Source organism: Pseudomonas sp. FG43, from assembly GCF_057809175.1.
This window is the reverse complement of sequence record NZ_JBMDJL010000001.1, coordinates 142,515-164,741: the sequence shown is the minus strand read 5'-3', so window position 1 is coordinate 164,741 and position 22,227 is coordinate 142,515. Positions and strand designations below refer to the sequence as shown.

General features: G+C 59.4%; 21 protein-coding genes and 1 other RNA gene. 18 read left to right on the top strand and 4 right to left on the bottom strand.

Annotated elements, in window-relative coordinates; translation table 11 throughout:
• Window positions 1-211: 211 nt before the first annotated feature.
• Window positions 212-829, top strand: a complete 618-nt coding sequence (locus ACODS3_RS00730) for a glutathione S-transferase N-terminal domain-containing protein (protein WP_201005732.1) — start codon at window positions 212-214, stop codon at window positions 827-829.
• Between the two features lie 17 nt (window positions 830-846).
• The gene (locus ACODS3_RS00725; RefSeq protein ID WP_201005731.1) at window positions 847-1,260 is read left to right on the top strand and encodes a ClpXP protease specificity-enhancing factor; all 414 of its coding nucleotides are present in this window, start codon (window positions 847-849) and stop codon (window positions 1,258-1,260) included.
• Window positions 1,261-1,306: 46 nt separating this feature from the next.
• Here ACODS3_RS00725 and ACODS3_RS00720 read toward each other — a convergent pair whose 3' ends face one another.
• The 4 genes from ACODS3_RS00720 to ACODS3_RS00705 all read right to left on the bottom strand — a co-directional run bounded on the left by ACODS3_RS00720 (window position 1,307) and on the right by ACODS3_RS00705 (window position 4,820).
• Window positions 1,307-1,885 (bottom strand): BON domain-containing protein, encoded by a 579-nt coding sequence (locus ACODS3_RS00720; RefSeq protein WP_201005730.1) that lies wholly within the window; start codon window positions 1,883-1,885, stop codon window positions 1,307-1,309.
• A complete protein-coding gene (locus tag ACODS3_RS00715) occupies window positions 1,882-2,475 on the bottom strand; it encodes a phosphoheptose isomerase (RefSeq protein WP_201005729.1) in 594 nt (197 codons plus the stop codon). The genes ACODS3_RS00720 and ACODS3_RS00715 overlap by 4 nt, the downstream gene beginning before the upstream one ends.
• Before the next feature lie 159 nt (window positions 2,476-2,634).
• Window positions 2,635-3,006 (bottom strand): YraN family protein, encoded by a 372-nt coding sequence (locus tag ACODS3_RS00710; RefSeq protein WP_201005728.1) that lies wholly within the window; start codon window positions 3,004-3,006, stop codon window positions 2,635-2,637.
• Window positions 3,006-4,820: a penicillin-binding protein activator gene (locus tag ACODS3_RS00705; protein ID WP_489032830.1), complete on the bottom strand. Its 1,815-nt coding sequence runs from the start codon at window positions 4,818-4,820 to the stop codon at window positions 3,006-3,008. Before ACODS3_RS00705 ends, ACODS3_RS00710 begins: the two co-directional genes overlap by 1 nt.
• A 275-nt stretch (window positions 4,821-5,095) precedes the next feature.
• Here ACODS3_RS00705 and rsmI point away from each other — a divergent pair, with 275 nt between their 5' ends.
• From rsmI to ftsA, 16 genes are all read left to right on the top strand, one after another.
• The gene (gene rsmI / locus ACODS3_RS00700; RefSeq protein ID WP_201005725.1) at window positions 5,096-5,968 is read left to right on the top strand and encodes a 16S rRNA (cytidine(1402)-2'-O)-methyltransferase; all 873 of its coding nucleotides are present in this window, start codon (window positions 5,096-5,098) and stop codon (window positions 5,966-5,968) included.
• 83 nt (window positions 5,969-6,051) lie between these two features.
• An RNA gene (gene rnpB / locus ACODS3_RS00695) (RNase P RNA component class A) lies at window positions 6,052-6,409 on the top strand.
• Between the two features lie 309 nt (window positions 6,410-6,718).
• Window positions 6,719-7,174: a division/cell wall cluster transcriptional repressor MraZ gene (mraZ, locus tag ACODS3_RS00690; protein WP_200995439.1), complete on the top strand. Its 456-nt coding sequence runs from the start codon at window positions 6,719-6,721 to the stop codon at window positions 7,172-7,174.
• Between the two features lie 2 nt (window positions 7,175-7,176).
• Window positions 7,177-8,118: a 16S rRNA (cytosine(1402)-N(4))-methyltransferase RsmH gene (gene rsmH / locus ACODS3_RS00685; RefSeq protein ID WP_489032828.1), complete on the top strand. Its 942-nt coding sequence runs from the start codon at window positions 7,177-7,179 to the stop codon at window positions 8,116-8,118.
• Complete coding sequence (gene ftsL / locus ACODS3_RS00680) at window positions 8,115-8,408, top strand: cell division protein FtsL (protein WP_201005721.1); 294 nt, start codon at window positions 8,115-8,117, stop codon at window positions 8,406-8,408. Before rsmH ends, ftsL begins: the two co-directional genes overlap by 4 nt.
• Complete coding sequence (locus ACODS3_RS00675; protein WP_489033135.1) at window positions 8,408-10,138, top strand: peptidoglycan D,D-transpeptidase FtsI family protein; 1,731 nt, start codon at window positions 8,408-8,410, stop codon at window positions 10,136-10,138. Before ftsL ends, ACODS3_RS00675 begins: the two co-directional genes overlap by 1 nt.
• Window positions 10,138-11,601 carry a UDP-N-acetylmuramoyl-L-alanyl-D-glutamate--2,6-diaminopimelate ligase gene (locus ACODS3_RS00670; protein ID WP_489032826.1) on the top strand — a complete coding sequence of 488 codons (1,464 nt, stop codon included), beginning with the start codon at window positions 10,138-10,140 and terminating at the stop codon, window positions 11,599-11,601. The genes ACODS3_RS00675 and ACODS3_RS00670 overlap by 1 nt, the downstream gene beginning before the upstream one ends.
• Window positions 11,594-12,961: a UDP-N-acetylmuramoyl-tripeptide--D-alanyl-D-alanine ligase gene (locus tag ACODS3_RS00665; protein WP_201020584.1), complete on the top strand. Its 1,368-nt coding sequence runs from the start codon at window positions 11,594-11,596 to the stop codon at window positions 12,959-12,961. Before ACODS3_RS00670 ends, ACODS3_RS00665 begins: the two co-directional genes overlap by 8 nt.
• Window positions 12,961-14,046, top strand: coding sequence for a phospho-N-acetylmuramoyl-pentapeptide-transferase (gene mraY / locus ACODS3_RS00660; RefSeq protein ID WP_201005715.1), 1,086 nt, complete (start codon window positions 12,961-12,963; stop codon window positions 14,044-14,046). Before ACODS3_RS00665 ends, mraY begins: the two co-directional genes overlap by 1 nt.
• Window positions 14,047-14,051: 5 nt before the next feature.
• Window positions 14,052-15,398: a UDP-N-acetylmuramoyl-L-alanine--D-glutamate ligase gene (gene murD, locus ACODS3_RS00655; RefSeq protein WP_489032823.1), complete on the top strand. Its 1,347-nt coding sequence runs from the start codon at window positions 14,052-14,054 to the stop codon at window positions 15,396-15,398.
• The gene (gene ftsW / locus ACODS3_RS00650) at window positions 15,395-16,609 is read left to right on the top strand and encodes a putative lipid II flippase FtsW (RefSeq protein WP_025261734.1); all 1,215 of its coding nucleotides are present in this window, start codon (window positions 15,395-15,397) and stop codon (window positions 16,607-16,609) included. Before murD ends, ftsW begins: the two co-directional genes overlap by 4 nt.
• Entirely contained in the window at window positions 16,599-17,669 is a 1,071-nt protein-coding gene (gene murG / locus ACODS3_RS00645; protein ID WP_304575332.1) for an undecaprenyldiphospho-muramoylpentapeptide beta-N-acetylglucosaminyltransferase, read from the top strand. The genes ftsW and murG overlap by 11 nt, the downstream gene beginning before the upstream one ends.
• Entirely contained in the window at window positions 17,662-19,122 is a 1,461-nt protein-coding gene (gene murC / locus ACODS3_RS00640) for a UDP-N-acetylmuramate--L-alanine ligase (protein ID WP_304575333.1), read from the top strand. Before murG ends, murC begins: the two co-directional genes overlap by 8 nt.
• On the top strand, window positions 19,119-20,078 hold the full coding sequence (locus ACODS3_RS00635; RefSeq protein ID WP_489032820.1) for a D-alanine--D-alanine ligase: 960 nt from the start codon (window positions 19,119-19,121) through the stop codon (window positions 20,076-20,078). The genes murC and ACODS3_RS00635 overlap by 4 nt, the downstream gene beginning before the upstream one ends.
• Window positions 20,079-20,080: 2 nt before the next feature.
• Entirely contained in the window at window positions 20,081-20,947 is an 867-nt protein-coding gene (locus ACODS3_RS00630) for a cell division protein FtsQ/DivIB (RefSeq protein WP_201005705.1), read from the top strand.
• A gap of 14 nt (window positions 20,948-20,961) precedes the next feature.
• Window positions 20,962-22,218, top strand: a complete 1,257-nt coding sequence (ftsA, locus tag ACODS3_RS00625) for a cell division protein FtsA (protein WP_025261729.1) — start codon at window positions 20,962-20,964, stop codon at window positions 22,216-22,218.
• Window positions 22,219-22,227 lie beyond the last annotated feature (9 nt).

Here is a 22,227-nt window from a genome sequence, read left to right as displayed (position 1 = left end):
CCTGACACAAGCGCTCCAGTGGCGTCTCCATTCGGATAGTGATTGCGAGGCGGGTATAGTAGCGGCGCAAGATTGCAGAATTTACTTCGCGTAAATGAGCTATCTTGTCGCCCGCGACGACGACCTGTCTTTGCGCGGTCATAATCGGAGGCACCACTGGGGCGCGTTCGTTTGTCTGCCTTATAAATTTTAACAAGCGAGGAGGATCGCCATGGGCGTGACCAATCGGTTGGCCTGTTACTCCGACCCCGCCGACCACTATTCCCATCGCGTGCGCATCGTGCTCGCGGAGAAAGGTGTCAGCGCCGAGATCATCGATGTTGTTGCGGGCCGTCATCCGCCTCAGCTCATCGAAGTGAATCCGTATGGCAGCGTTCCAACCCTGGTTGATCGTGACCTGGCGTTGTACGAGTCTACGGTGGTGATGGAATATCTGGATGAGCGTTACCCGCACCCGCCCTTGCTGCCGGTTTACCCTGTGGCGCGTGCCAATAGCCGCCTGTTGATCCATCGGATTCAGCGCGACTGGTGTGGACTTGTGGATCTTATTCTGGATTCGCGTACCAAAGAGTCTGCCCGCGTACAGGCGCGCAAGGAATTGCGTGAAAGTCTGACCGGTGTTTCGCCGTTGTTTGCGGAAAAGCCTTTTTTCCTCAGTGACGAGCAAAGCCTTGTCGATTGCTGTCTACTGCCCATACTCTGGCGTTTGCCTGTATTGGGTATCGAATTGCCACGGCCTGCCAAGCCGTTGCTTGATTACATGGAGCGCCAATTTGCGCGCGAGGCATTTCAGGCGAGCCTGTCTGTAGCCGAACGTGAGATGCGCTAAGGCTTAAGGAGCCGTTGATGAACTCCAGTCGCCCTTATCTGATTCGTGCTCTCTATGAGTGGATCGTCGATAACGATTGCACACCGCATATATTGGTCAATGCGGAGTACCCATCGGTGCAGATCCCTCAGGGTTTTGCCAATGATGGGCAGATTGTCCTGAACGTTTCGCCCAGTGCTGTGCGCCATTTGCACATGGACAACGAAGCGGTCAGTTTTGAAGGCCGCTTCGGCGGTGTGCCGCATACCTTGTATGTTCCTATCGGTGCCATTCTGGGGATCTATGCCCGGGAAAATGGCCAGGGCATGGTCTTCGATCTGGAGCCTCCGGTGGAGGAAGAGGACGAGATCGAGCTGGAAGAGGATGCGCCACCACCGGACAGCGAGCCGCCGCGCCCCAGCGGCAGACCGAGTCTGAAGGTAGTGAAATAAAAAAAGGCGATCCGGATGGATCGCCTTTTTTAATGCCGGCAGCTTATCAATCGATGTACTCGAATAACCTGACGATCTTCTGTACGCCGGATACGCTCTGCACCAGGTTGGTGGCGCGGTTGGCTTCATCCTGAGTGACCAGGCCCAGCATGAAGACGATCCCGTTTTCGGTGACCACCTTGATGCGCGAGCCGGGGATAGAGTTGTCCGCCAGCATCTGGGTCTTGATCTTGGTCGTCAGCCAGGCATCGTTGTTACGCGCCAGCAGGGACGAGGGGGCGATGACCTGAAGTTCGTTATTGACCTTCTTGACCCGCTGCACGGAGCTGGCGGCCTGTTCTGCAATGGCCTTGAGGTCTGCGCGAGGTGTCTGGCCAGCCAGCAGGACGATGCCGTTGAAGCTGGTGACGACAATATGCGAGCCTTCGGCCAGGTCAGGGTGGGCCTTGGAAATGTTGACGGCGGCTTTGGTTTCGATGAGGGAGTCATCGATCTTGCTGCCGAAAGTCCTTGTTCCCCGGTCGTCCTCGATCGGCGTGTCACGTGTTGCTGTCAGAACCGAGCTGCATCCGCTGACGCCGAGGCACAGTGTCAGGACCAGTAGGCTGAGGCGATTAGGGGTCATTCTTCACTCCCGAACAGTTGGCTGTCGATCAGATCGCAAAGGCAATGGATCGCCAGCAGATGGACTTCTTGTATGCGTGCCGTGACGTTGGCCGGTACGCGGATTTCCACGTCCTCCGGCAATAATAGCGATGCCATGTCGCCACCGTCGCGTCCCGTCAATGCTACGACAATCATTTCGCGATCATGTGCGGCCTGGATGGCTTGAATAATGTTCGCCGAATTGCCGCTGGTGGAAATGGCCAGCAGTACATCGCCCGGCTGACCCAGGGCTCTGATCTGTTTGGAAAAGATTTCGTTGTAGCTGTAATCGTTGGCGATCGAGGTGATGGTCGACGTGTCTGTGGTCAGCGCTATGGCTGGCAGGCTCGGTCTTTCGCGCTCGAAACGATTGAGCAGTTCGGAAGAGAAATGCTGCGCATCGCCAGCGGAGCCGCCGTTACCGCAGGCAAGCATTTTGCCTTCGTTGAGCAGGGCGTTGACCATTACCTGGCTGGCCTGCTCGATAAAGGGTGCAAGGACGTCCATCGCCTGTTGCTTGGTGTCGATGCTGGCCTGGAAAAGCCGGCGAATTCGGGATTGCATGTCCATCAATGTGACCTTAATGAGAGCGTACGGCGGCTGGTCGGGTGTGCTGCGGGTATTCCCGGCGGCTCACCACACACTGAATGTGCAGCCCGCAAATCAAATAGCAAAATGGGTGGTAAAGGGTGTTGCTGCTCGTCAGGGTTCTGATTGCCCTTGATCGAATCAACTGTCGAATGCGCTCTTGAGCCAGTTCAGGGGAGCGGCCTTGCCTGGATCTCCATCGACAGCTATCACGTCGAAACGGCATGGATAATCGGCCCACCGGGACTCTTGTTGCAGAAACAGTTGTGCAGCGGTAATAAGTTTTTCCTGTTTGCGAAAGTCGACGCTTTCCATCGCTCCACCCCAGCCTGAATGGCGTCGGTAGCGAACTTCGACGAATACTACTGTATCGCCGTCGAGCATGACTAGATCAAGCTCGCCGCGTTTACATGACCAGTTTTGAGTGATCGGGCGCAGGCCTTGTTGCTGCAGATAGAGCAGGGCGTAGGCTTCTGCCTCGCGCCCTGCCTGTTGCCGGGTGTTGCCTGACATCAATTGATGGTGTCCGGGAGACGCTGGACCTTGCCGTCGATGAACTCTGCCCATGGCAACTGACGCTCGACGCGACGGCTCGGGCTCATGCTCAGGCTGCCCGACAGACCATCGATACGGCTTTCAGGCAGCGTTTTGAGCTGGCCGAGGCGTGGGGCCAGGCGATAGGCGTCGATGCCCATGGCGTAGAGGCGACCCAGGCTGCCGGATGCCTGCGGCCATTGAGCAATCACCTGCTGGCGCAGAGGGTCGTTGGCATTGAGCAGCCAGGGTGTTTCGCAGAAGCGTACGCCGTTCAGGTCCAGATACTGAGCCTGATCGTTGCTGTTGGTGAACAGATGGGACGTTGCATAGACCGGAACGTCGCCCGCGTACTGGAACACCATGGTTGGCTTGATTTGCTGGGCCTGTTGAGGTGTCGCGGCCAGGAACATGAAGTCGATGTCCTGACGGCGTGTCGGCTGGGCTGCAACCTGGGTGCCTACCGTGCTTTGCAGACGCTGGGCGCGGCCTTCGCTGTTACGCAACTGGAACAGGTCAGCGACTTGCTGGGCAAGCGCGACGGGTTGGTCGACATGTTCGGCAGCGATCAGTTTGCCGCCCTTGGCCAGCCAGCTTTTGCGGAAGGCATCCAGTACACGATCACCCCATTCGCCTTTCGGCACCATGGCGACGGCGCTGCGTTTGCCGTCTGCCCAGGCGCGACGGGCCACTTCGCGAGCTTCGTCTTCGGCGGCGAGGCCGAACTGGAACAGTTGCGCCGGGCCTTCGGTGTTGGAGTCGCTGTAGTTCAGGGCCAGCGTGGTGATAGGCAGTTGCTGACGGCTGTTCAGCTGTTTGACCAGATTCTTTTCCAGCGGGCCGACGACCAGTTGCGCACCGGCAGCCTTGGCCTGACGGTAGAACTCGTCCATCGAGGTGACGCGCGAGCTGTCGAAAACCTGGATGGCAGGTGGGTTCTGGCCAGCTTGCTGGGCCTGATAGTGAGCGGCCATGAAGCCTTCACGAAGCGCCTTGGCAACCGAGGCCAACTGGCCATCCTGTGGGAGCAGCAGAGCGATCTTGGTCAGCGGTTCGCTGGTCAGGGCGCGAAGTTGGGCCAGGGTGGTCGGCAGCTTCTGGGCGGCCGGGTGCTGCGGGTTCTGTGCTTTCCAGGCGTCGATGGCTGCCTGTTGTTGCTCCAGCGTGCCGGCGCCCTTGACCGAGCGGGCCAGGCTCAGCCAGCCCCCCATGTCGTCGGCGGTGGTGCTTTGCAACTGGTCGGCAGGCAATGAGGCAACAAGTGCCCAGATTGCATCGTTGTTGGCGCTGGCGTCGTTGCCTTGCAGCAGCGGACCGGCAAATACACGCTCGCGAGCGGCAGCCAGAGCCTGGCCATCGGCTTCAAGTGCGCGGGCCCGGACAGTGTGGGTGCGCACTTGCTGTTCAACCGACAGTTCGCCCAGGCGTTGCAGGCTCGGATGCTCCAGCGCGGTCAATGCCGCTTTTGGCTGGTTGCGACCCATGGCCAGTTCCGCAGACAGGGTGCTGGCGAATACCTGCAAACCGGGCTTCAACTGATCCAGAGGCACCTGGGCCAGAATCTGGGCTGCGCGACCAGGATTATTCTGGCGATTCGCCAGGTCTGCGGCGCTCAGGCGCAATGTGGCGGCCTGATCCGGCGCCTTGGCGGACGCCGCCTGTTCGAGCAGTTGCTCGATGCTGGCGTCGGGGGTGCGAGGCAACTCACCAAGACTGGATGAGGGCGAGCTGGCACAGGCTGCAAGAAGGGCAGCGAGGCAGAGGGCAGAGAACAGCCGCAGGCAGGCGATCATTGATGTGTTCCTGATACTCAAGCAAGTTAGCGGGGAATTGTACCCAAGCACTGGCCGGGGTGCGACTTCGATGGTGTGCAAAGCAGTGATATTGGTCGTGTCATGGCCCTCTATCGGCCAATACACCCGATTCGATAGTGTTTCAGCATCTTGCGGCGGGACAGAATCATGGGTTTCCTTCCTTTTTATACTCATCCCTGAATGTGTTGCACCATTGGTCATGGCCGTAGCCTGTACAATGCGTTTTTTCAAACATCAAAAATGAGGTCTGCGCTTTGACTGCTCCGGTTGTTTCAAATTCCACCCTGGGTTCGCTTTATGTAGTGGCGACCCCTATCGGCAATCTGGACGACATGAGCGTGCGGGCCTTGAAAGTGCTGCGTGAAGTGGCATTGATAGCAGCAGAGGATACTCGGCACTCGGCACGGCTGATGCAGCATTTTGGAATATCCACGCCTCTGGCTGCCTGCCATGAACATAACGAGCGTGACGAGGGTAGCCGTTTTATCACTCGTTTGCTGGCGGGCGACGATGTTGCGTTGATTTCCGATGCCGGTACGCCGCTGATCTCCGATCCCGGTTATCACCTTGTCCGTCAGGCGCGCGCGGCGGGTGTGCAGGTCATTCCGGTGCCCGGTGCCTGTGCATTGATCGCGGCTCTGTCGGCAGCCGGTCTGCCTTCGGACCGTTTTATCTTCGAAGGTTTTTTGCCAGCCAAGGCAGTCGGTCGCAAAAGCCGGCTTGAAGTGCTTCGCGAAGAACCGCGTACGTTGATCTTCTATGAGGCACCGCACAGGATTCTGGAGTGTCTTCAGGATATGGAGCAGGTGTTCGGCCCTGATCGTCCTGCGCTGCTGGCACGAGAGCTGACCAAGACCTTTGAAACGCTCAAGGGTTTGCCGCTGGCGCAGTTGCGCGCCTTTGTCGAAGGCGACAGCAATCAGCAGCGTGGCGAATGTGTGGTTCTGGTGGCGGGCTGGACGCAGCCCGAGGATGAAGATGTCGTGGGGGCCGAGGCGCGCAGGGTGCTTGATCTGTTGCTTGAGGAGATGCCGCTCAAGCGTGCTGCTGCACTGGCCGCTGAAATTACCGGTGTGCGCAAGAACCTGCTTTATCAGGTCGCGTTGGATAAGCAGAAGAACCAATAAGTTCCCGCCTGTGCGACGAATGCGCGTCATTCGGGCTTTTAATGCTTGTTCTTGACGCCTCGTATCGATACCCTTGGCAGCGGAGAGTCGATTGGACAGTCGCTGCCTCTTGTTGTTTCGCAACAAGGGGGGGAGGAAAGTCCGGGCTCCATAGGGCGGAGTGCCAGGTAACGCCTGGGAGGCGTGAGCCTACGGAAAGTGCCACAGAAAATAACCGCCTAAGCACTTCGGTGCCGGTAAGGGTGAAAAGGTGCGGTAAGAGCGCACCGCACGTCTGGCAACAGTTCGTGGCAAGGTAAACCCCACTCGGAGCAAGACCAAATAGGGTTCCTAGGCGTGGCCCGCGCTGGAACCGGGTAGGTTGCTAAAGACGTCCAGTGATGGCCGTCGTAGAGGAATGACTGTCCTCGACAGAACCCGGCTTACAGATCGACTCTCCACCTTTTTTCCTCTCTGCTGTTAAAGCAGCTGTTTTTCTTCTCCGTAATGCCAAAAAATTCTTACACTTAATAAATTACTTTAACTTTTGCTCACAAACATTTGAGAGGCATCGTGTTTGCCTGTCAAAACCCTCGTGAATTTATCTCTCCCCCTCCAATACCACTCCTAAATCTCCGAAATGTAAGGGGTTTCCTTAAGACCGTGCCTTGACGGTGTGGTGGGCGCATTCCTATAGTGTGCGTAAGTGGCAGAAAGTGGCACGAAGTGGGTTTTTTTAGCGCAAAAAGTTAAAATTCGGAGAGTGCGCCTGTGTTTCGTGGTGCCAACGCAATCAATCTCGATGCCAAGGGCCGTCTCGCTATGCCGAGCCGGTACCGTGACGAGCTGGATTCGCGTAGCTCCGGCCAACTTATCGTGACCATTGATGCTGTTGATCCCTGCTTGTGTCTTTATCCGCTGTCCGAGTGGGAACTGATTGAGGCGAAACTTCGTGAGCTGGCTACCTTTCGCGAGGAAAACCGCCGGTTGCAAAGGCTTCTGATTGGTAATGCAGTGGATCTGGAGCTGGACGGCAGTGGGCGTTTTCTGGTGCCACCGCGTCTTCGTGAATACGCCAAGTTGGATAAGCGTGTGATGTTGGTTGGACAGCTTAATAAGTTTCAACTGTGGGACGAGGATGCCTGGAACGCTCTTGCCGATGCCGACCTTGCAGCCATTCAAAAACCTGGCGCGATGCCTGATGAATTACGTGACCTGATCCTGTGACTATGAACAGCAGTTTTACCCACATCACCGTACTGCTCGAAGAAGCCGTCGAGGCTCTCGCTGTGCGCGCCGATGGCTGCTATCTGGACGGCACATTCGGTCGTGGCGGACATAGCCGCCTGATACTGCAGCATCTGGGGCCGGATGGCCGGCTGCTGGGGTTCGACAAGGATCCTCAAGCGATTGCCACAGGGCAAGCGCTGGCGGCCGAAGACGGCCGCTTTGTCATTGTGCAGAGAAGCTTTGCTGAATTGGGCTCGGAGGCTCAAGAACGCGGGTTGGCAGGCAAGGTCAACGGCATTCTGCTGGACCTTGGCGTGTCGTCGCCGCAACTGGATGATCCTGAGCGTGGCTTCAGCTTCATGAACGACGGCCCGCTGGACATGCGCATGGACCCGACTCGCGGTGTGAGTGCGGCCGAGTTCATCGCCACAGCCCCCGCTGAAGAAATTGCCCGGGTTTTCAAAGAATACGGCGAAGAACGTTTCGCCAAGCGCATGGCCAATGCCGTGGTCCAGCGTCGTGAAGTCCAGCCTTTCGAGCGCACTGCCGATCTGGCAGAAGTCCTCAAGGTCGCCAACCCCGCCTGGGAAAAAGGCAAGAATCCGGCCACGCGCGCCTTCCAGGGCCTGCGTATTCACGTCAACAACGAGCTGGGTGATCTGGAAGCCGGTCTTGACGCGGCGCTGGACGCCCTGGAAGTCGGCGGCCGTCTGGTGGTCATCAGCTTCCACTCTCTGGAAGACCGCATCGTCAAGTTGTTCATGCGCAAGCTCGTCAAGGGCGAAGCTGACAACATGCCTCGTAATCTTCCGATCCAGTTCAAGGCCTTCGAGCCGAAAATCAAACTCATCGGCAAGGCGCAGTTCGCCTCGGACGCAGAAACCAGAGCCAATCCACGCTCGCGCAGCGCTGTCATGCGTGTGGCGGAGAAGCTCAGGTGAGTCGTCTGTTCCTCAAGCCATTGCCCGGCGGCAGTTTCATTATGTTGCTGCTGTTCATTGCCGTCCTCATTTCGGCAATCGGCGTGTCCTATAGCGCCCACTGGAACCGGCAATTGCTCAACTCCCTGTACTCGGAGATGAGCGTGCGCGACAAGGCGCAGGCCGAGTGGGGGCGTCTGATTCTTGAGCAAAGTACCTGGACGGCCCACAGCCGCATCGAGAACCTGGCCACCGAACAGTTGAAAATGCGCATCCCCAACGCTGCCGAAGTACGGATGGTGGCGCCATGATGAAGCTTGAGGGTGCCCTGTATCCGTGGCGTTTCCGTGTTGTGGTGGGCTTGCTCGTCGTGCTGGTGCTCGCCATCTGCTGGCGCATTGTCGATCTGCAGGTCATCGATCACACCTTCCTCAAGGAGCAGGGTGATGCTCGTAGCGTCCGTCATATCCCGATTCCGGCTCACCGTGGTCTGATCACCGACCGTAACGGCGAGCCTCTGGCCGTCAGTACTCCTGTGACTACGCTGTGGGCCAACCCGCGTGAAATGCAGCAGGACAAATCCAAGTGGTCCTTGCTGGCGGCTGCGCTTGGCCAGGACCTCAAGGCCCTGACCGAGCGTCTCGATTCCCAGGCAACCAAGGAATTCATCTACCTGGTTCGCGGCCTGACGCCTGAACAAGGGCAGTCGGTGCTGGACCTGAAAGTCCCCGGTGTCTACGGCATCGAGGAGTTCCGGCGTTTCTATCCGGCCGGTGACGTGACCGCCCACATGGTTGGCTTCACCGACCTTGATGACCATGGTCGCGAGGGCGTCGAGCTTGCCTACGACGACTGGCTCGCCGGGGTTCCCGGCAAGCGGCAGGTCATCAAGGACCGCAGGGGACGACTGATCAAGGACGTCCAGGTAACCAAGAACGCCAAGGCCGGCAAGACCTTGGCTTTGTCTATTGATCTGCGCCTGCAATATCTGGCCACCCGCGAGCTGCGCAACGCCATTGTAGAGAACGAAGCCAAGGCCGGTAGCCTGGTAATCATGGACGTCAAGACCGGCGAAGTTCTGGCCATGGTCAACCAGCCGACCTACAACCCGAACAATCGCCGCACCATGGTGCCTGCTGCAATGCGTAACCGGGCAATCATCGACGTGTTCGAGCCGGGTTCGACCATGAAGCCGATTTCCATGACGACCGCGCTGGACAGCGGCCGCTGGAAACCGAGCGACAAGGTCGAGGTCTATCCGGGCACCTTGCAGATCGGCAAGTACACCATTCGTGACGTGACCAAGACCGAAGGGCCGATCCTCGATCTGACCGGGATTCTGATCAACTCCAGTAACGTGGGCATGAGCAAGATCGCCTTCGACGTGGGCGGTGAAGCCATATTCCGTACCATGCAGCGCGTCGGTTTCGGCCAGTACACCGGCCTTGGGTTCCCCGGCGAGCGCGTGGGCAACCTGCCGAACTACCGCGAGTGGCGCAAGGCTGAAACCGCGACCCTGTCCTACGGCTACGGGCTTTCGGTAACTGCTTTGCAACTGGTGCATGCCTACGGCGCGCTGGCCAACAACGGCCGGATCGTGCCGCTGACCATTCTGAAAAGCGACACGCCGCCGACGGCAGTGCAGGCCATTCCAGAAAACACCGCCAAGACCCTGCAAGGCATGTTGCAGCAAGTGATCGAAGACCCGCGTGGCGTCTATCGCGCCCGTGTGCCGTCCTATCACGTCGGCGGCAAGAGTGGTACTGCACGCAAGACTTCCATCGGCACCAAGGGATACGCGGAAAACTCCTACCGTTCCCTGTTCGCCGGTTTTGGCCCGATGAGTAACCCGCGCTATGCAATCGTCGTTGTGATCGATGAGCCGAGCAAGGGTGGTTATTTCGGTGGTCTGGTTTCTGCCCCGGTATTCAGCAAGGTCATGTCCGGTACGTTGCGTCTGATGAACGTGACGCCTGACAACCTCGCCGTACCGCAAGAGCAGGTCAATGTTGCCCCGGTAGTGAAAGGAGGGCGTGGCTGATGGCTTTCAATCTGAGCAAGATTTTCGCTCAAACCGACCGCGATCCTCTGATTCGCGAGTTGACGCTCGACAGTCGTAATGTCCGGCCGGGAGACCTGTTCCTGGCTGTGCCCGGCATCAAGCTTGATGGCCGCGCCCATATCGCCGACGCCTTGCAACGCGGCGCGGCGGCCGTGGCCTATGAAGCAGAAGGTTCGACAGTGTTGCCGATTACCGATGTGCCGTTGATCCCTGTGAAGGGGCTGGCGGCGCAGTTGTCGGCCATTGCTGGCCGCTTCTATGGCGAGCCGAGTCGCGGCCTGAATCTGGTGGGCGTGACCGGCACCAATGGCAAGACCAGTGTCACGCAACTGGTCGCCCAGGCTCTTGACCTTCTCGGTCAGCATTGCGGCATTGTTGGTACTCTGGGTACTGGCTTCTATGGCGCCCTTCAAAGCGGCCGCCACACCACGCCTGATCCTATTTCCGTACAGGCAACCATCGCCGACCTGAAAAAGGCCGGCGCACGCGCCGTTGCGATGGAAGTGTCGTCTCACGGCCTTGACCAAGGTCGTGCGACCGCTCTGGATTTCGATGTCGCCGTGTTGACCAATCTGTCCCGCGATCATCTGGATTACCACGGCACGATGCAGGCCTATGGCGCGGCCAAGGCCAAGCTGTTCGCATGGTCGGATCTGCGCTGCCGGGTCATCAACCTGGACGACGAGTTCGGTCGTGAGCTGGCCGAGATCAAGCATGAGTCGCGTCTCATCACCTACAGCCTCCAGGACAAGAGCGCATCGCTTTATTGCCGCGATGCGAAGTTCGATGACGATGGCGTACGCGCCACGCTGGTGACTGCGCAAGGTGAACACCTGCTGCGCAGTCGCCTGCTGGGTCGCTTCAACCTGAGCAATGTGCTTGCCGCTATCGGCGCCTTGCTGGGGCTGGAGTATGCGCTGGACGAAATTCTCAAGGTCCTGCCGAAGCTGGAAGGCCCGGTTGGGCGCATGCAGCGTCTTGGCGGTGGCGACAAACCTTTGGTGGTGGTTGATTACGCCCATACCCCCGATGCGCTGGAGCAGGTCCTCAACGCATTGCGTCCGCATGCCAAGGGCCGCTTGTTGTGCCTCTTCGGTTGCGGTGGCGATCGTGACAGTGGCAAGCGTCCGCTGATGGCCGAAGTGGTCGAGCGCCTTGCCGATGGCGTCTGGGTCACGGACGACAACCCCCGAACAGAGTCGCCGAGCCGGATCTTCGATGATATCCGCCCAGGCTTCGTGACCCCTGATGCCGTGCATTTCATTGAAGGCCGTGGCCAGGCGATTGCCGAACTGATTGCCAGTGCCGATGCGGCAGATGTCGTGGTCCTGGCTGGCAAGGGCCATGAGGACTATCAGGAAATCAACGGTCAGCGTCATGCGTTCTCCGATCTGGAAGAAGCCGCCAAGGCCTTGGCTGCACGGGAGTCTGCGAATGCTTAAAGCATTGACCTTCAGCGAACTGGTCGCGCCGCTTGATGCCCGTCGTGTGGGCGATTGCAGTTTTACCGGCGTGAGCACCGACAGCCGTGGCATCTTGCCGGGCCAGTTGTTCGTTGCCCTGACCGGCCCGCGTTTCGATGGCCACGAGTATCTGGATCAGGTTGCCGCCAAAGGCGCCGTAGGTGCTCTGGTCGAGCGTGAAGTGGAAGGTGCCGCCTTGCCGCAGCTGGTCGTGCTCGATACCCGCAAGGCCTTGGCGCAATTGGGCGCGATCAATCGCAATGCCTTTGTCGACAGGCCTGTTGCAGCCATTACCGGTTCCAGTGGCAAGACCACGGTCAAGGAAATGCTGGCCAGCATCATGCGTACCCGCGGCCCGGTTCTGGCCACACGTGGCAATCTGAACAACGAACTGGGCGTGCCGCTGACCCTGCTTGAGCTGTCCCCGGAATACTCCTCGGCAGTCATCGAGCTTGGGGCGTCGCGTGTCGGTGAAATCGCTTTCACTGTCAGCCTGACAAAACCTCATGTCGCACTGATTACCAATGCCGGGACCGCCCATGTCGGTGAGTTCGGTGGTCCGGACAGGATCGTGGAAGCCAAAGGCGAAATCCTTGAGGGGCTCGATGCCAGCGGCATTGCGGTCCTGAATCTGGATGACAAGGCATTCCCGACCTGGCGTATCCGTGTCGGTGAGCGAAAGATCGTCAGCTTTGCCCTGAGCAACACCCAGGCCGACCTGCACGCCAGTGACCTGGGGCGCGATGCCCGTGGCTGCCCGAACTTTTTGCTGCACAGCCCGTTGGGTACTGCGCAGGTGCAACTGAATCTGCTGGGTAAACATAACGTGGCCAATGCGCTGGCGGCTGCTGCTGCGGCCTTTGCGCTGGGCGTTACGCTGGAAGGCATTGTCACTGGCTTGAATAATGTTCAGCCGGTCAAGGGGCGTACGGTCGTGCACATTGCCAGCAATGGTGTGCGAGTGATCGATGACACCTACAACGCAAACCCGTCTTCCATAAATGCCGCTGTCGATCTGTTGGCCGATTTCCCCGGACGTACTGTCCTGGTGCTGGGCGATATCGGTGAACTGGGGGACTGGGCCGAACAAGGTCACCACGACGTGGGCGCCTATGCCGCCGGCAAGGTTTCCGCGCTCTATGCCGTTGGTCCGTTGATGGTTCACGCCGTCAACGCCTTCGGCGAGCATGCGCGCCATTTTGCCAGCCAGGCCGACCTGATTGCGGCGCTGGGCGCCGAGCAAGACACAAATACCACTTTATTGATCAAGGGCTCGCGTAGTGCCGCGATGGAAAACGTCGTGGCCGCCTTATGCGGTTCTAGCCTGGAGAAACATTGATGCTGCTGCTGTTGGCCGAGTTTTTACAACAGTTCTACAAAGGCTTTGCGGTCTTCCAATACCTGACCTTGCGCGGGATTCTCGGCGTGCTCACGGCCCTGACCCTTTCGCTGTGGCTGGGCCCGTGGATGATTCGTACCCTGCAGCTTCGCCAGATTGGTCAGGCCGTGCGTAACGATGGTCCGCAATCGCACCTCTCCAAGTCCGGCACCCCGACCATGGGCGGTGCATTGATCCTGTCGTCCATCGGCATCAGCACCTTGCTGTGGGCTGACTTGAGCAACCGTTATGTGTGGGTGGTACTGCTTGTCACGCTGCTGTTCGGCGGCATTGGCTGGGTTGATGACTATCGCAAGGTGATCGAGAAGAACTCCCGTGGTCTGCCAAGTCGCTGGAAATACTTCTGGCAGTCGGTGTTCGGCCTGTGTGCAGCCATCTTCCTTTATACGACTGCGCCGTCGGCGACCGAAACCACGCTGATCGTGCCGATGCTCAAGGATGTGCGCATCCAGTTGGGCATGGTCGGTTTTATCGTATTGACCTATTTCGTCATCGTCGGCTCCAGCAACGCCGTGAACCTGACTGACGGGCTGGACGGGCTGGCAATCATGCCGACCGTCATGGTCGGTGGCGCGCTGGGTATCTTCTGCTACCTGTCGGGTAACGTGAAATTTGCAGAATACCTGCTGATTCCCTATGTGCCGGGAGCGGGTGAGCTGATCGTATTCTCCGGTGCGCTGATTGGTGCCGGGCTCGGATTCCTGTGGTTCAACACTTATCCGGCCCAGGTGTTCATGGGCGACGTCGGTGCCCTGGCTCTGGGCGCGGCACTGGGCACCATGGCAGTGATCGTCCGCCAGGAAATCGTCTTGTTCATCATGGGCGGCGTGTTCGTGATGGAAACCCTTTCAGTGGTCATTCAGGTTGCGTCATTCAAACTGACCGGTCGCCGCGTGTTCCGCATGGCGCCTATCCACCACCACTTCGAACTCAAGGGCTGGCCTGAGCCGCGTGTGATTGTCCGTTTCTGGATCATCACCGTGATTCTGGTACTGATCGGCCTTGCAACGCTGAAACTGAGGTAGAACGAGTGTCTTTGATCGTTTCCGACCGCTTCCGTATCGTTGTCGGTCTTGGCAAAAGTGGCATGTCCCTGGTTCGCTTCCTGGCGAACCGGGGCGTTGCGTTTGCCGTGGCCGATACGCGGGAGAATCCCCCTGAGCTGGCGACCTTGCGTCGCGATTACCCGCAGGTGGAAGTGCGTTGTGGCGAGCTGGACGTAGAGTTTCTCTGCCGTGCCGACGAGCTGTATGTCAGCCCGGGGCTGGCCCTTGCGACACCAGCCTTGCAGCAGGCCCATGCCCGTGGCGTGAAGATGTCCGGCGACATCGACCTGTTCGCGCGTTACGCGAAGGCGCCGATCATTGCAATCACCGGTTCCAATGCGAAAAGCACCGTGACCACGCTGGTGGGCGAGATGGCACAGGCCGCAGGCAAGCGCGTTGCTGTCGGCGGCAATCTCGGCATGCCGGCTCTGGATCTGCTCAGCGATGACGTCGAGCTGTACGTGATGGAACTGTCCAGCTTCCAGCTCGAAACCACTGATGAACTCAACGCCGAAGTCGCGACCGTGCTGAACGTCAGCGAAGATCACATGGATCGCTACAGCGGCCTGCCGGCCTATCACTTGGCCAAGCACCGGATTTTCCGTGGTGCCCGGCAAGTCGTCGTCAATCGTCAGGATGCACTGTCCCGACCACTGATCGGTGAAGGTCTGCCTTGCTGGACCTTCGGCCTGAACAAACCGGATTTCCACGGTTTCGGTCTGCGTGAAGAAAATGGCGAAAAATACCTGGCCTTCCAGTTCGACAACCTGATGCCGGTTCGCGAACTGAAAGTCCGTGGCGCACACAATCAGGCCAATGCCCTGGCAGCGCTGGCACTGGGGCATGCCGTCGGCCTGCCGTTCGATGCCATGTTGAGCAGCCTGCGGACCTTCAGCGGTCTTGAGCATCGCTGCCAGTGGGTGCGCGAGCGGGCGAGTGTTCATTATTACAACGACTCCAAGGCTACCAACGTTGGCGCCGCACTGGCTGCTATCGAAGGCCTGGGTGCTGACATCACCGGCAAGCTGGTGCTGATCGCCGGTGGCGATGGCAAGGGTGCTGACTTCAGCGGCCTGCGTGCTGCCGTTGCCGCTCATTGCCGTGCAGTCGTCCTGCTGGGCCGCGATGCCGAGCTGATCGCTCAGGCGCTGGGCGATGCTGTACCGCTGGTGCGTGTCATCACGCTGGAAGAGTCCGTGCAGCGCAGTGCCGAACTGGCTCAAGAGGGCGATGCGGTATTGCTTTCGCCTGCCTGCGCGAGCCTCGACATGTTCAAGAATTACGAAGAGCGCGGACGCCTGTTCGCCCAGGCAGTGGAGGGCTTGTCATGATCTTTGGCGTGATCAAGCCTTATCCGTCGCCGCTGATCAGTGGCCGTGGCATAGACCTCGACTTCCCGATGCTGGCTGGTTGCCTGGCGCTGCTGGGGCTTGGGCTGGTGATGATCACTTCCGCGTCGTCGGAAGTGGCCGCCGTGCAGTCGGGCAACACGCTGTACATGATGACCCGCCATCTGATCTATCTGTTGATCGGTCTGGGTGCCTGCTGCGCGACCATGATGGTGCCGGTCGCCACGTGGCAGCGCATGGGCTGGCTGATGCTGATCGGTGCCTTCGGTTTGCTGTTGCTGGTGCTGGTGCCGGGTATCGGCCGCGAGGTAAACGGCTCGATGCGCTGGATCGGCTTCGGCGCGTTCAACGTGCAGCCCTCTGAAATCGCCAAGGTCTTTGTGGTGATCTTCCTGGCCGGTTACCTGATTCGTCGTCAGCAGGAGGTTCGTGAAAGCTGGATGGGCTTCTTCAAGCCGTTCATCGTGCTGCTGCCGATGGCGGGCCTGTTGCTGATGGAGCCTGACTTCGGAGCCACGGTCGTGATGATGGGCTCGGCTGCCGCCATGCTGTTTCTCGGTGGTGTCGGGCTGTTCCGTTTCTCCCTGATGGTGGTGCTGGCTGTGGTTTCCGTGGTGGTGCTGGTACAGGCCCAGCCTTACCGGATGGCGCGTCTGACCAACTTCACCGACCCGTGGGCGGACCAGTTCGGTTCCGGCTACCAGTTGACCCAGGCGCTGATCGCATTCGGTCGCGGCGAATGGTTCGGCGTCGGTCTGGGCAACAGTGTCCAGAAACAGTTCTATCTGCCGGAAGCTCATACCGACTTCGTGTTCTCGGTGCTTGCCGAAGAGCTGGGTGTCATAGGGTCTTTGCTCACAGTCGCCTTGTTCCTGTTCGTCAGTATTCGTGGCATGTACATAGGTATGTGGGCAGAAAGGGCCAAACAGTTCTTCGGTGCTTACGTTGCTTATGGTCTTTCTTTCCTGTGGATCGGCCAGTTCCTGATCAACATCGGCGTAAACGTAGGCCTGCTGCCAACCAAAGGCCTGACCTTGCCATTCCTCAGCTATGGCGGCAGTTCGCTTGTGATCTGCTGTGCGAGCCTCGGTCTGCTGCTGCGCATCGAGTGGGAATCGCGCAACAACATGGGCAGTGAAGAAACCGAATTCAAAGAGAGCGACTTCGCCGAGGAGCCGCCCCATGGACGCTAACGTGTTGATCATGGCCGGTGGCACCGGCGGGCATGTATTCCCGGCGCTGGCCTGTGCTCGCGAGTTCCAGTCGCGTGGCTACAAGGTGCATTGGCTGGGTACGCCACGGGGTATCGAAAACGAACTGGTCCCGCAGGCCGGGCTGACCTTGCACCTGATCGATGCCACCGGTTTGCGCGGCAAGGGCAAGCTGTCGCTGCTCAAGGCCCCTTTCATGCTGCTCAAGGCATTGCGTCAGGCCCGCAAGGTCGTGCGCGAGTTGAAACCGGTGTGCGTCGTGGGCTTCGGTGGTTATGTCACAGGCCCAGGTGGCCTGGCCGCGAAGCTGGCGGGCGTGCCGTTGATCATCCATGAGCAGAACGCTGTGGCCGGTACCGCCAACCGCAGCCTGTCGTCCTTCGCCAGCCGTATCTGCGAGGCGTTCCCGGACACCTTCAGCGCAACGGCCAAGCGCCGCACGACCGGCAACCCGGTGCGTGTCGAACTGTTTCTTGAAACACCACGTCAGGCACTGGCCGGTCGCAAGGCTCGCCTGCTGGTTCTGGGCGGCAGCCTTGGAGCGGAGCCCCTGAACAAATTATTGCCCGAAGCCCTGGCTCAGGTGCCTGAAGACATACGCCCCGAGATATTCCATCAGGCAGGCAAGAAACACGATGAAGTCACCGCCGAGCGCTATCGAAGCGCTGGCGTCGAGGCGCAGGTCGCGCCCTTTATCCAGAACATGGCACAGGCCTATGCCTGGGCCGATCTGGTCGTCTGTCGCGCAGGTGCGTTGACCATCAGTGAACTGGCAGCCGCAGGCTTGCCTTCGTTCCTGATACCGCTGCCTCACGCGATCGACGACCACCAGTCTCGTAACGCTGACTATCTGGCTCGCGAAGGCGCAGCCTTCGTCATGCCGCAAGCGACAACTGGCGCCGCCGAAATGGCCACGCGCCTGAAAGAGGTTTTGATGCAGCCCGAACAATTGAACAACATGGCCCGTACCGCCCGCAGGCTGGCCCGGCCCGATGCAACCAACACTGTTGTCGATGTCTGTGTGGAGGTGGCTCATGGTTGAGAGTCAACGCGCCATGCCTCAACCGGAAATGCGCCGTATCCGCCGCATCCACTTCGTCGGTATCGGCGGTGTCGGCATGTGCGGTATCGCCGAAGTATTGCTGAACCTTGGCTATGAAGTGTCCGGCTCGGACCTGAAGAACTCGCCGGTTACCGAACGCCTGAAATCCTTCGGCGCGCACATTTTCATCGGTCATCTGGCCGAGAACGCAGTCGGTGCCGACGTGCTGGTGGTTTCCAGCGCTGTGAACACCTCCAACCCGGAAGTCGCGACTGCCCTTGAGCGCCGCATTCCAGTGGTGCCGCGTGCCGAGATGTTGGCCGAGCTGATGCGCTATCGCCATGGCATCGCGGTTGCCGGTACTCATGGCAAGACCACCACCACCAGCCTGATCGCTTCGGTGTTTGCTGCCGGTGGCCTGGACCCGACGTTCGTGATCGGTGGTCGTCTCAACGCGGCTGGCACCAACGCGCAACTGGGCACCAGCCGTTACCTGATCGCCGAGGCCGACGAAAGCGACGCCAGCTTCCTGCACCTGCAGCCGCTGGTCGCTGTCGTGACCAATATCGACGCCGATCACATGGCCACTTACGAAGGCGACTTCAACAAGCTGAAGAAGACCTTTGTCGAGTTCCTGCACAACCTGCCGTTCTACGGTCTGGCGGTGATGTGCATCGATGATCCGGTAGTGCGTGAAATCCTGCCGCAGGTCAAGCGTCCGACCCTGACCTACGGTTTCAGCGAAACCGCCGATGTGCGTGCGATCAACGTACGCCAGGATGGCATGCTGACGTTCTTCACCGTGTTGCGTCGCGACCGCGAGCCGCTGGATGTATCGGTGAACATGCCGGGCAACCATAACGTGCTCAACTCGCTGGCAACCATCGCCATCGCCACTGACGAAGGCATCAGTGACGAAGCCATCGTTCAGGGCCTGTCGGGCTTCCAGGGCGTGGGTCGTCGCTTCCAGGTCTATGGCGAACTGCCGGTCGAAGGCGGCAACGTGATGCTGGTAGACGATTACGGCCACCACCCGCGTGAAGTGGCTGCGGTCATCAATGCCGTGCGTGGCGGCTGGCCGGACCGTCGTCTGGTCATGGTCTATCAGCCACACCGTTTCAGCCGTACCCGTGACCTGTACGACGATTTCGTACAGGTGCTGGCCGATGCCAACGTGCTGTTGCTGATGGAAGTCTACCCGGCGGGCGAAGAGCCGATTCCCGGTGCCGACAGCCGCAACCTTTGTCACAGCATCCGTCAGCGCGGGCAACTGGACCCTATCTATATCGAGCGTGGTGTCGAACTGGCGCCGCTGGTCAAGCCGTTGCTGCGTGCCGGGGACATCCTGCTGTGTCAGGGCGCTGGTGATATCGGTGGTCTGGCTCCGCAACTGCTCAAGAGCCCGCTGTTTGCCGGCGCCGTCATCGCTTCAACCGAAGGGAAGCTCAAATGACTGTGACTTCGCAATCTTCCCTGCGCTCGACACTTGAGCCGAAAAGCTTCGGCCGCGTTGCCGTGCTCTTCGGTGGCAAGAGCGCTGAGCGGGAGGTTTCGTTGAAGTCCGGGCGTGCGGTGCTCGATGCATTGCTCGGCGCTGGGGTCGAGGCGTTCGGCATCGACGTGGGCGATGACTTCCTGCAACGGCTGGTCAGCGAAAGGATCGACCGGGCCTTTATCGTCCTGCATGGTCGTGGCGGTGAGGACGGCACGATGCAGGGCCTGCTGGAGTGCCTGCAAATCCCTTATACCGGCAGTGGTGTACTGGCTTCTGCACTGGCCATGGACAAGTTGCGCACCAAGCAGGTCTGGCAAAGTCTCGGGCTTGCCACTCCGCTGCACGCGGTTCTGGGCAGCGAGGCCGATTGTATTTCTGCGGCGACGGAACTGGGCTTCCCTTTGATCGTCAAACCGGCCCATGAAGGTTCAAGTATCGGTATGGCGAAGGTGACCGGCGTCGACGAATTGATCGCCGCATGGAAAGCAGCCAGTACCTACGATTCGCAAGTTTTGGTCGAACAATGGATTCAAGGTCCGGAGTTCACGATCGCCTGCCTGCGTGGCGAAATATTGCCGCCTATCGGTCTGGGCACTCCTCACAGTTTCTACGATTACGACGCCAAGTACCTGGCTTCCGATACCCAGTACCGGATTCCGTGCGGGCTCAGTGACGCGAAGGAACAGGAACTCAAACAACTGACAGCACGTGCTTGCGAAGCCATCGGCATTGCAGGCTGGGCGCGCACGGATGTCATGCAGGATGCAGAAGGCAAGTTCTGGCTGCTGGAAGTCAACACCGTGCCAGGCATGACCGATCACAGTCTGGTCCCTATGGCAGCGCGTGCTGCCGGGCTGGACTTCCAGCATCTGGTGTTGGCGATTCTGGCCGACAGCGTTCAGGTGAGAGGTTAAGCATGTACGGCGCGTCGGCACGTCATCAGCCACCTGCTCCTGGTCGCAAGCCAGTGCCGCGTGGTGCCAGTCGGATGGTGGCCAAGGAGCCATTGTCGGCGCGACTGCCCAAGCCGGGTTTCGGTTTCCTGAGGGGGCTGTTCTGGCCGGTGCTGCTGGTGGTTCTGGGGTTCGGTACGTACGAAGGCGCGCAGCGTCTGCTGCCGTATGTCGATCGTCCGATCACCCGGATCAACGTGCAGGGCGACTTGAGTTACATCAGCCAGCAGGCCGTGCAGCAGCGAATCGCGCCTTATGTCGCGGCAAGCTTCTTCACCATCGATCTGGCCGGTATGCGTACCGAACTGGAACAGATGCCCTGGATCGCCCATGCCGAAGTACGGCGTGTATGGCCGGATCAGGTCGTGATTCGACTGGAAGAGCAACTGCCCGTCGCCCGTTGGGGAGATGAAGCGCTGTTGAACAACCAGGGACAGGCTTTCACGCCGCGTGAACTGTCCAACTATGAACATCTTCCCCAGTTGTTCGGCCCGCAGCGGGCTCAGCAACAGGTGATGCAGCAGTACCAGGTGTTGAGTCAGATGTTGCGCCCCATGGGGTTCTCCATCGCACGCCTGGAGTTACGTGAGCGTGGCAGTTGGTTCCTGACCACCGGTGCCGGCAATGCCGGTCCGGGTATCGAGTTGTTGCTGGGACGCGATCATCTTGTGGAAAAAATGCGCCGCTTCATCGCGATTTACGAAAAAACGCTTAAAGAACAAATCACGAATATTGCGCGCATCGACCTGCGTTACTCCAACGGCCTTGCGGTCGGATGGCGTGAACAGGTAGCGCCGACAGCGGACAAGCCCGCTGTCGCGAAGAATTGATAAGAGGCTGGACCATGGCAAATGTGCAAAGCGGCAAAATGATCGTCGGGCTGGATATCGGTACCTCCAAGGTGGTGGCACTGGTAGGCGAAGTCGCGGCCGATGGCTCGCTGGAAATCGTGGGTATCGGTACCCATCCATCCCGTGGCCTGAAAAAGGGCGTGGTGGTGAATATCGAGTCGACCGTGCAATCGATCCAGCGTGCAGTCGAAGAAGCGCAACTGATGGCGGGCTGCCGTATTCACTCGGCGTTCGTCGGGGTAGCGGGCAACCATATTCGCAGCCTGAACTCCCACGGCATCGTGGCGATTCGTGATCGTGAAGTCAGCTCTGCGGATCTGGAGCGCGTGCTCGATGCTGCGCAGGCTGTTGCTATTCCTGCCGACCAGCGTGTTTTGCACACCCTGCCTCAGGACTACGTGATCGATAACCAGGAAGGCGTGCGTGAGCCTCTGGGCATGTCCGGAGTGCGTCTTGAAGCCAAGGTGCATGTGGTGACCTGTGCAGTGAACGCTGCCCAGAACATCGAGAAATGCGTGCGTCGCTGCGGTCTTGAAGTCGACGACATCATTCTTGAGCAACTGGCGTCCGCCTATTCGGTATTGACCGATGACGAAAAAGAGCTGGGCGTGTGCCTGGTGGACATTGGTGGTGGCACCACGGATATCGCAATCTTCACCGAAGGCGCCATCCGTCACACCGCAGTGATCCCGATTGCCGGTGATCAGGTCACCAACGACATCGCCATGGCACTGCGTACACCGACCCAGTACGCCGAAGAAATCAAGATTCGTTACGCCTGTGCTCTGGCCAAGCTGGCCGGTGCCGGTGAAACCATCAAAGTACCGAGCGTGGGCGACCGTCCGCCTCGCGAGCTGTCGCGTCAGGCCCTGGCCGAAGTGGTCGAACCTCGTTATGACGAGCTGTTCACCCTGATCCAGGCCGAACTGCGCCGCAGCGGTTATGAAGATCTGATCCCGGCCGGCATCGTGCTGACCGGTGGTACCTCGAAAATGGAAGGTGCGGTCGAACTGGCCGAGGAAATCTTCCACATGCCGGTGCGCCTTGGCGTGCCGCATAGCGTCAAAGGGCTCGCTGATGTTGTACGCAACCCGATCTACTCCACAGGCGTAGGCCTGTTGTTGTACGGGCTGCAAAAACAGTCGGACGGCATTTCGCTGTCCGGCCTGGGCAACAGCAGCAGTTACGGCGACGAACCCAAGGCCCCAGTGCTTGAGCGCGTCAAGCGCTGGTTCCAGGGCAATTTCTGAGTTTCAAGG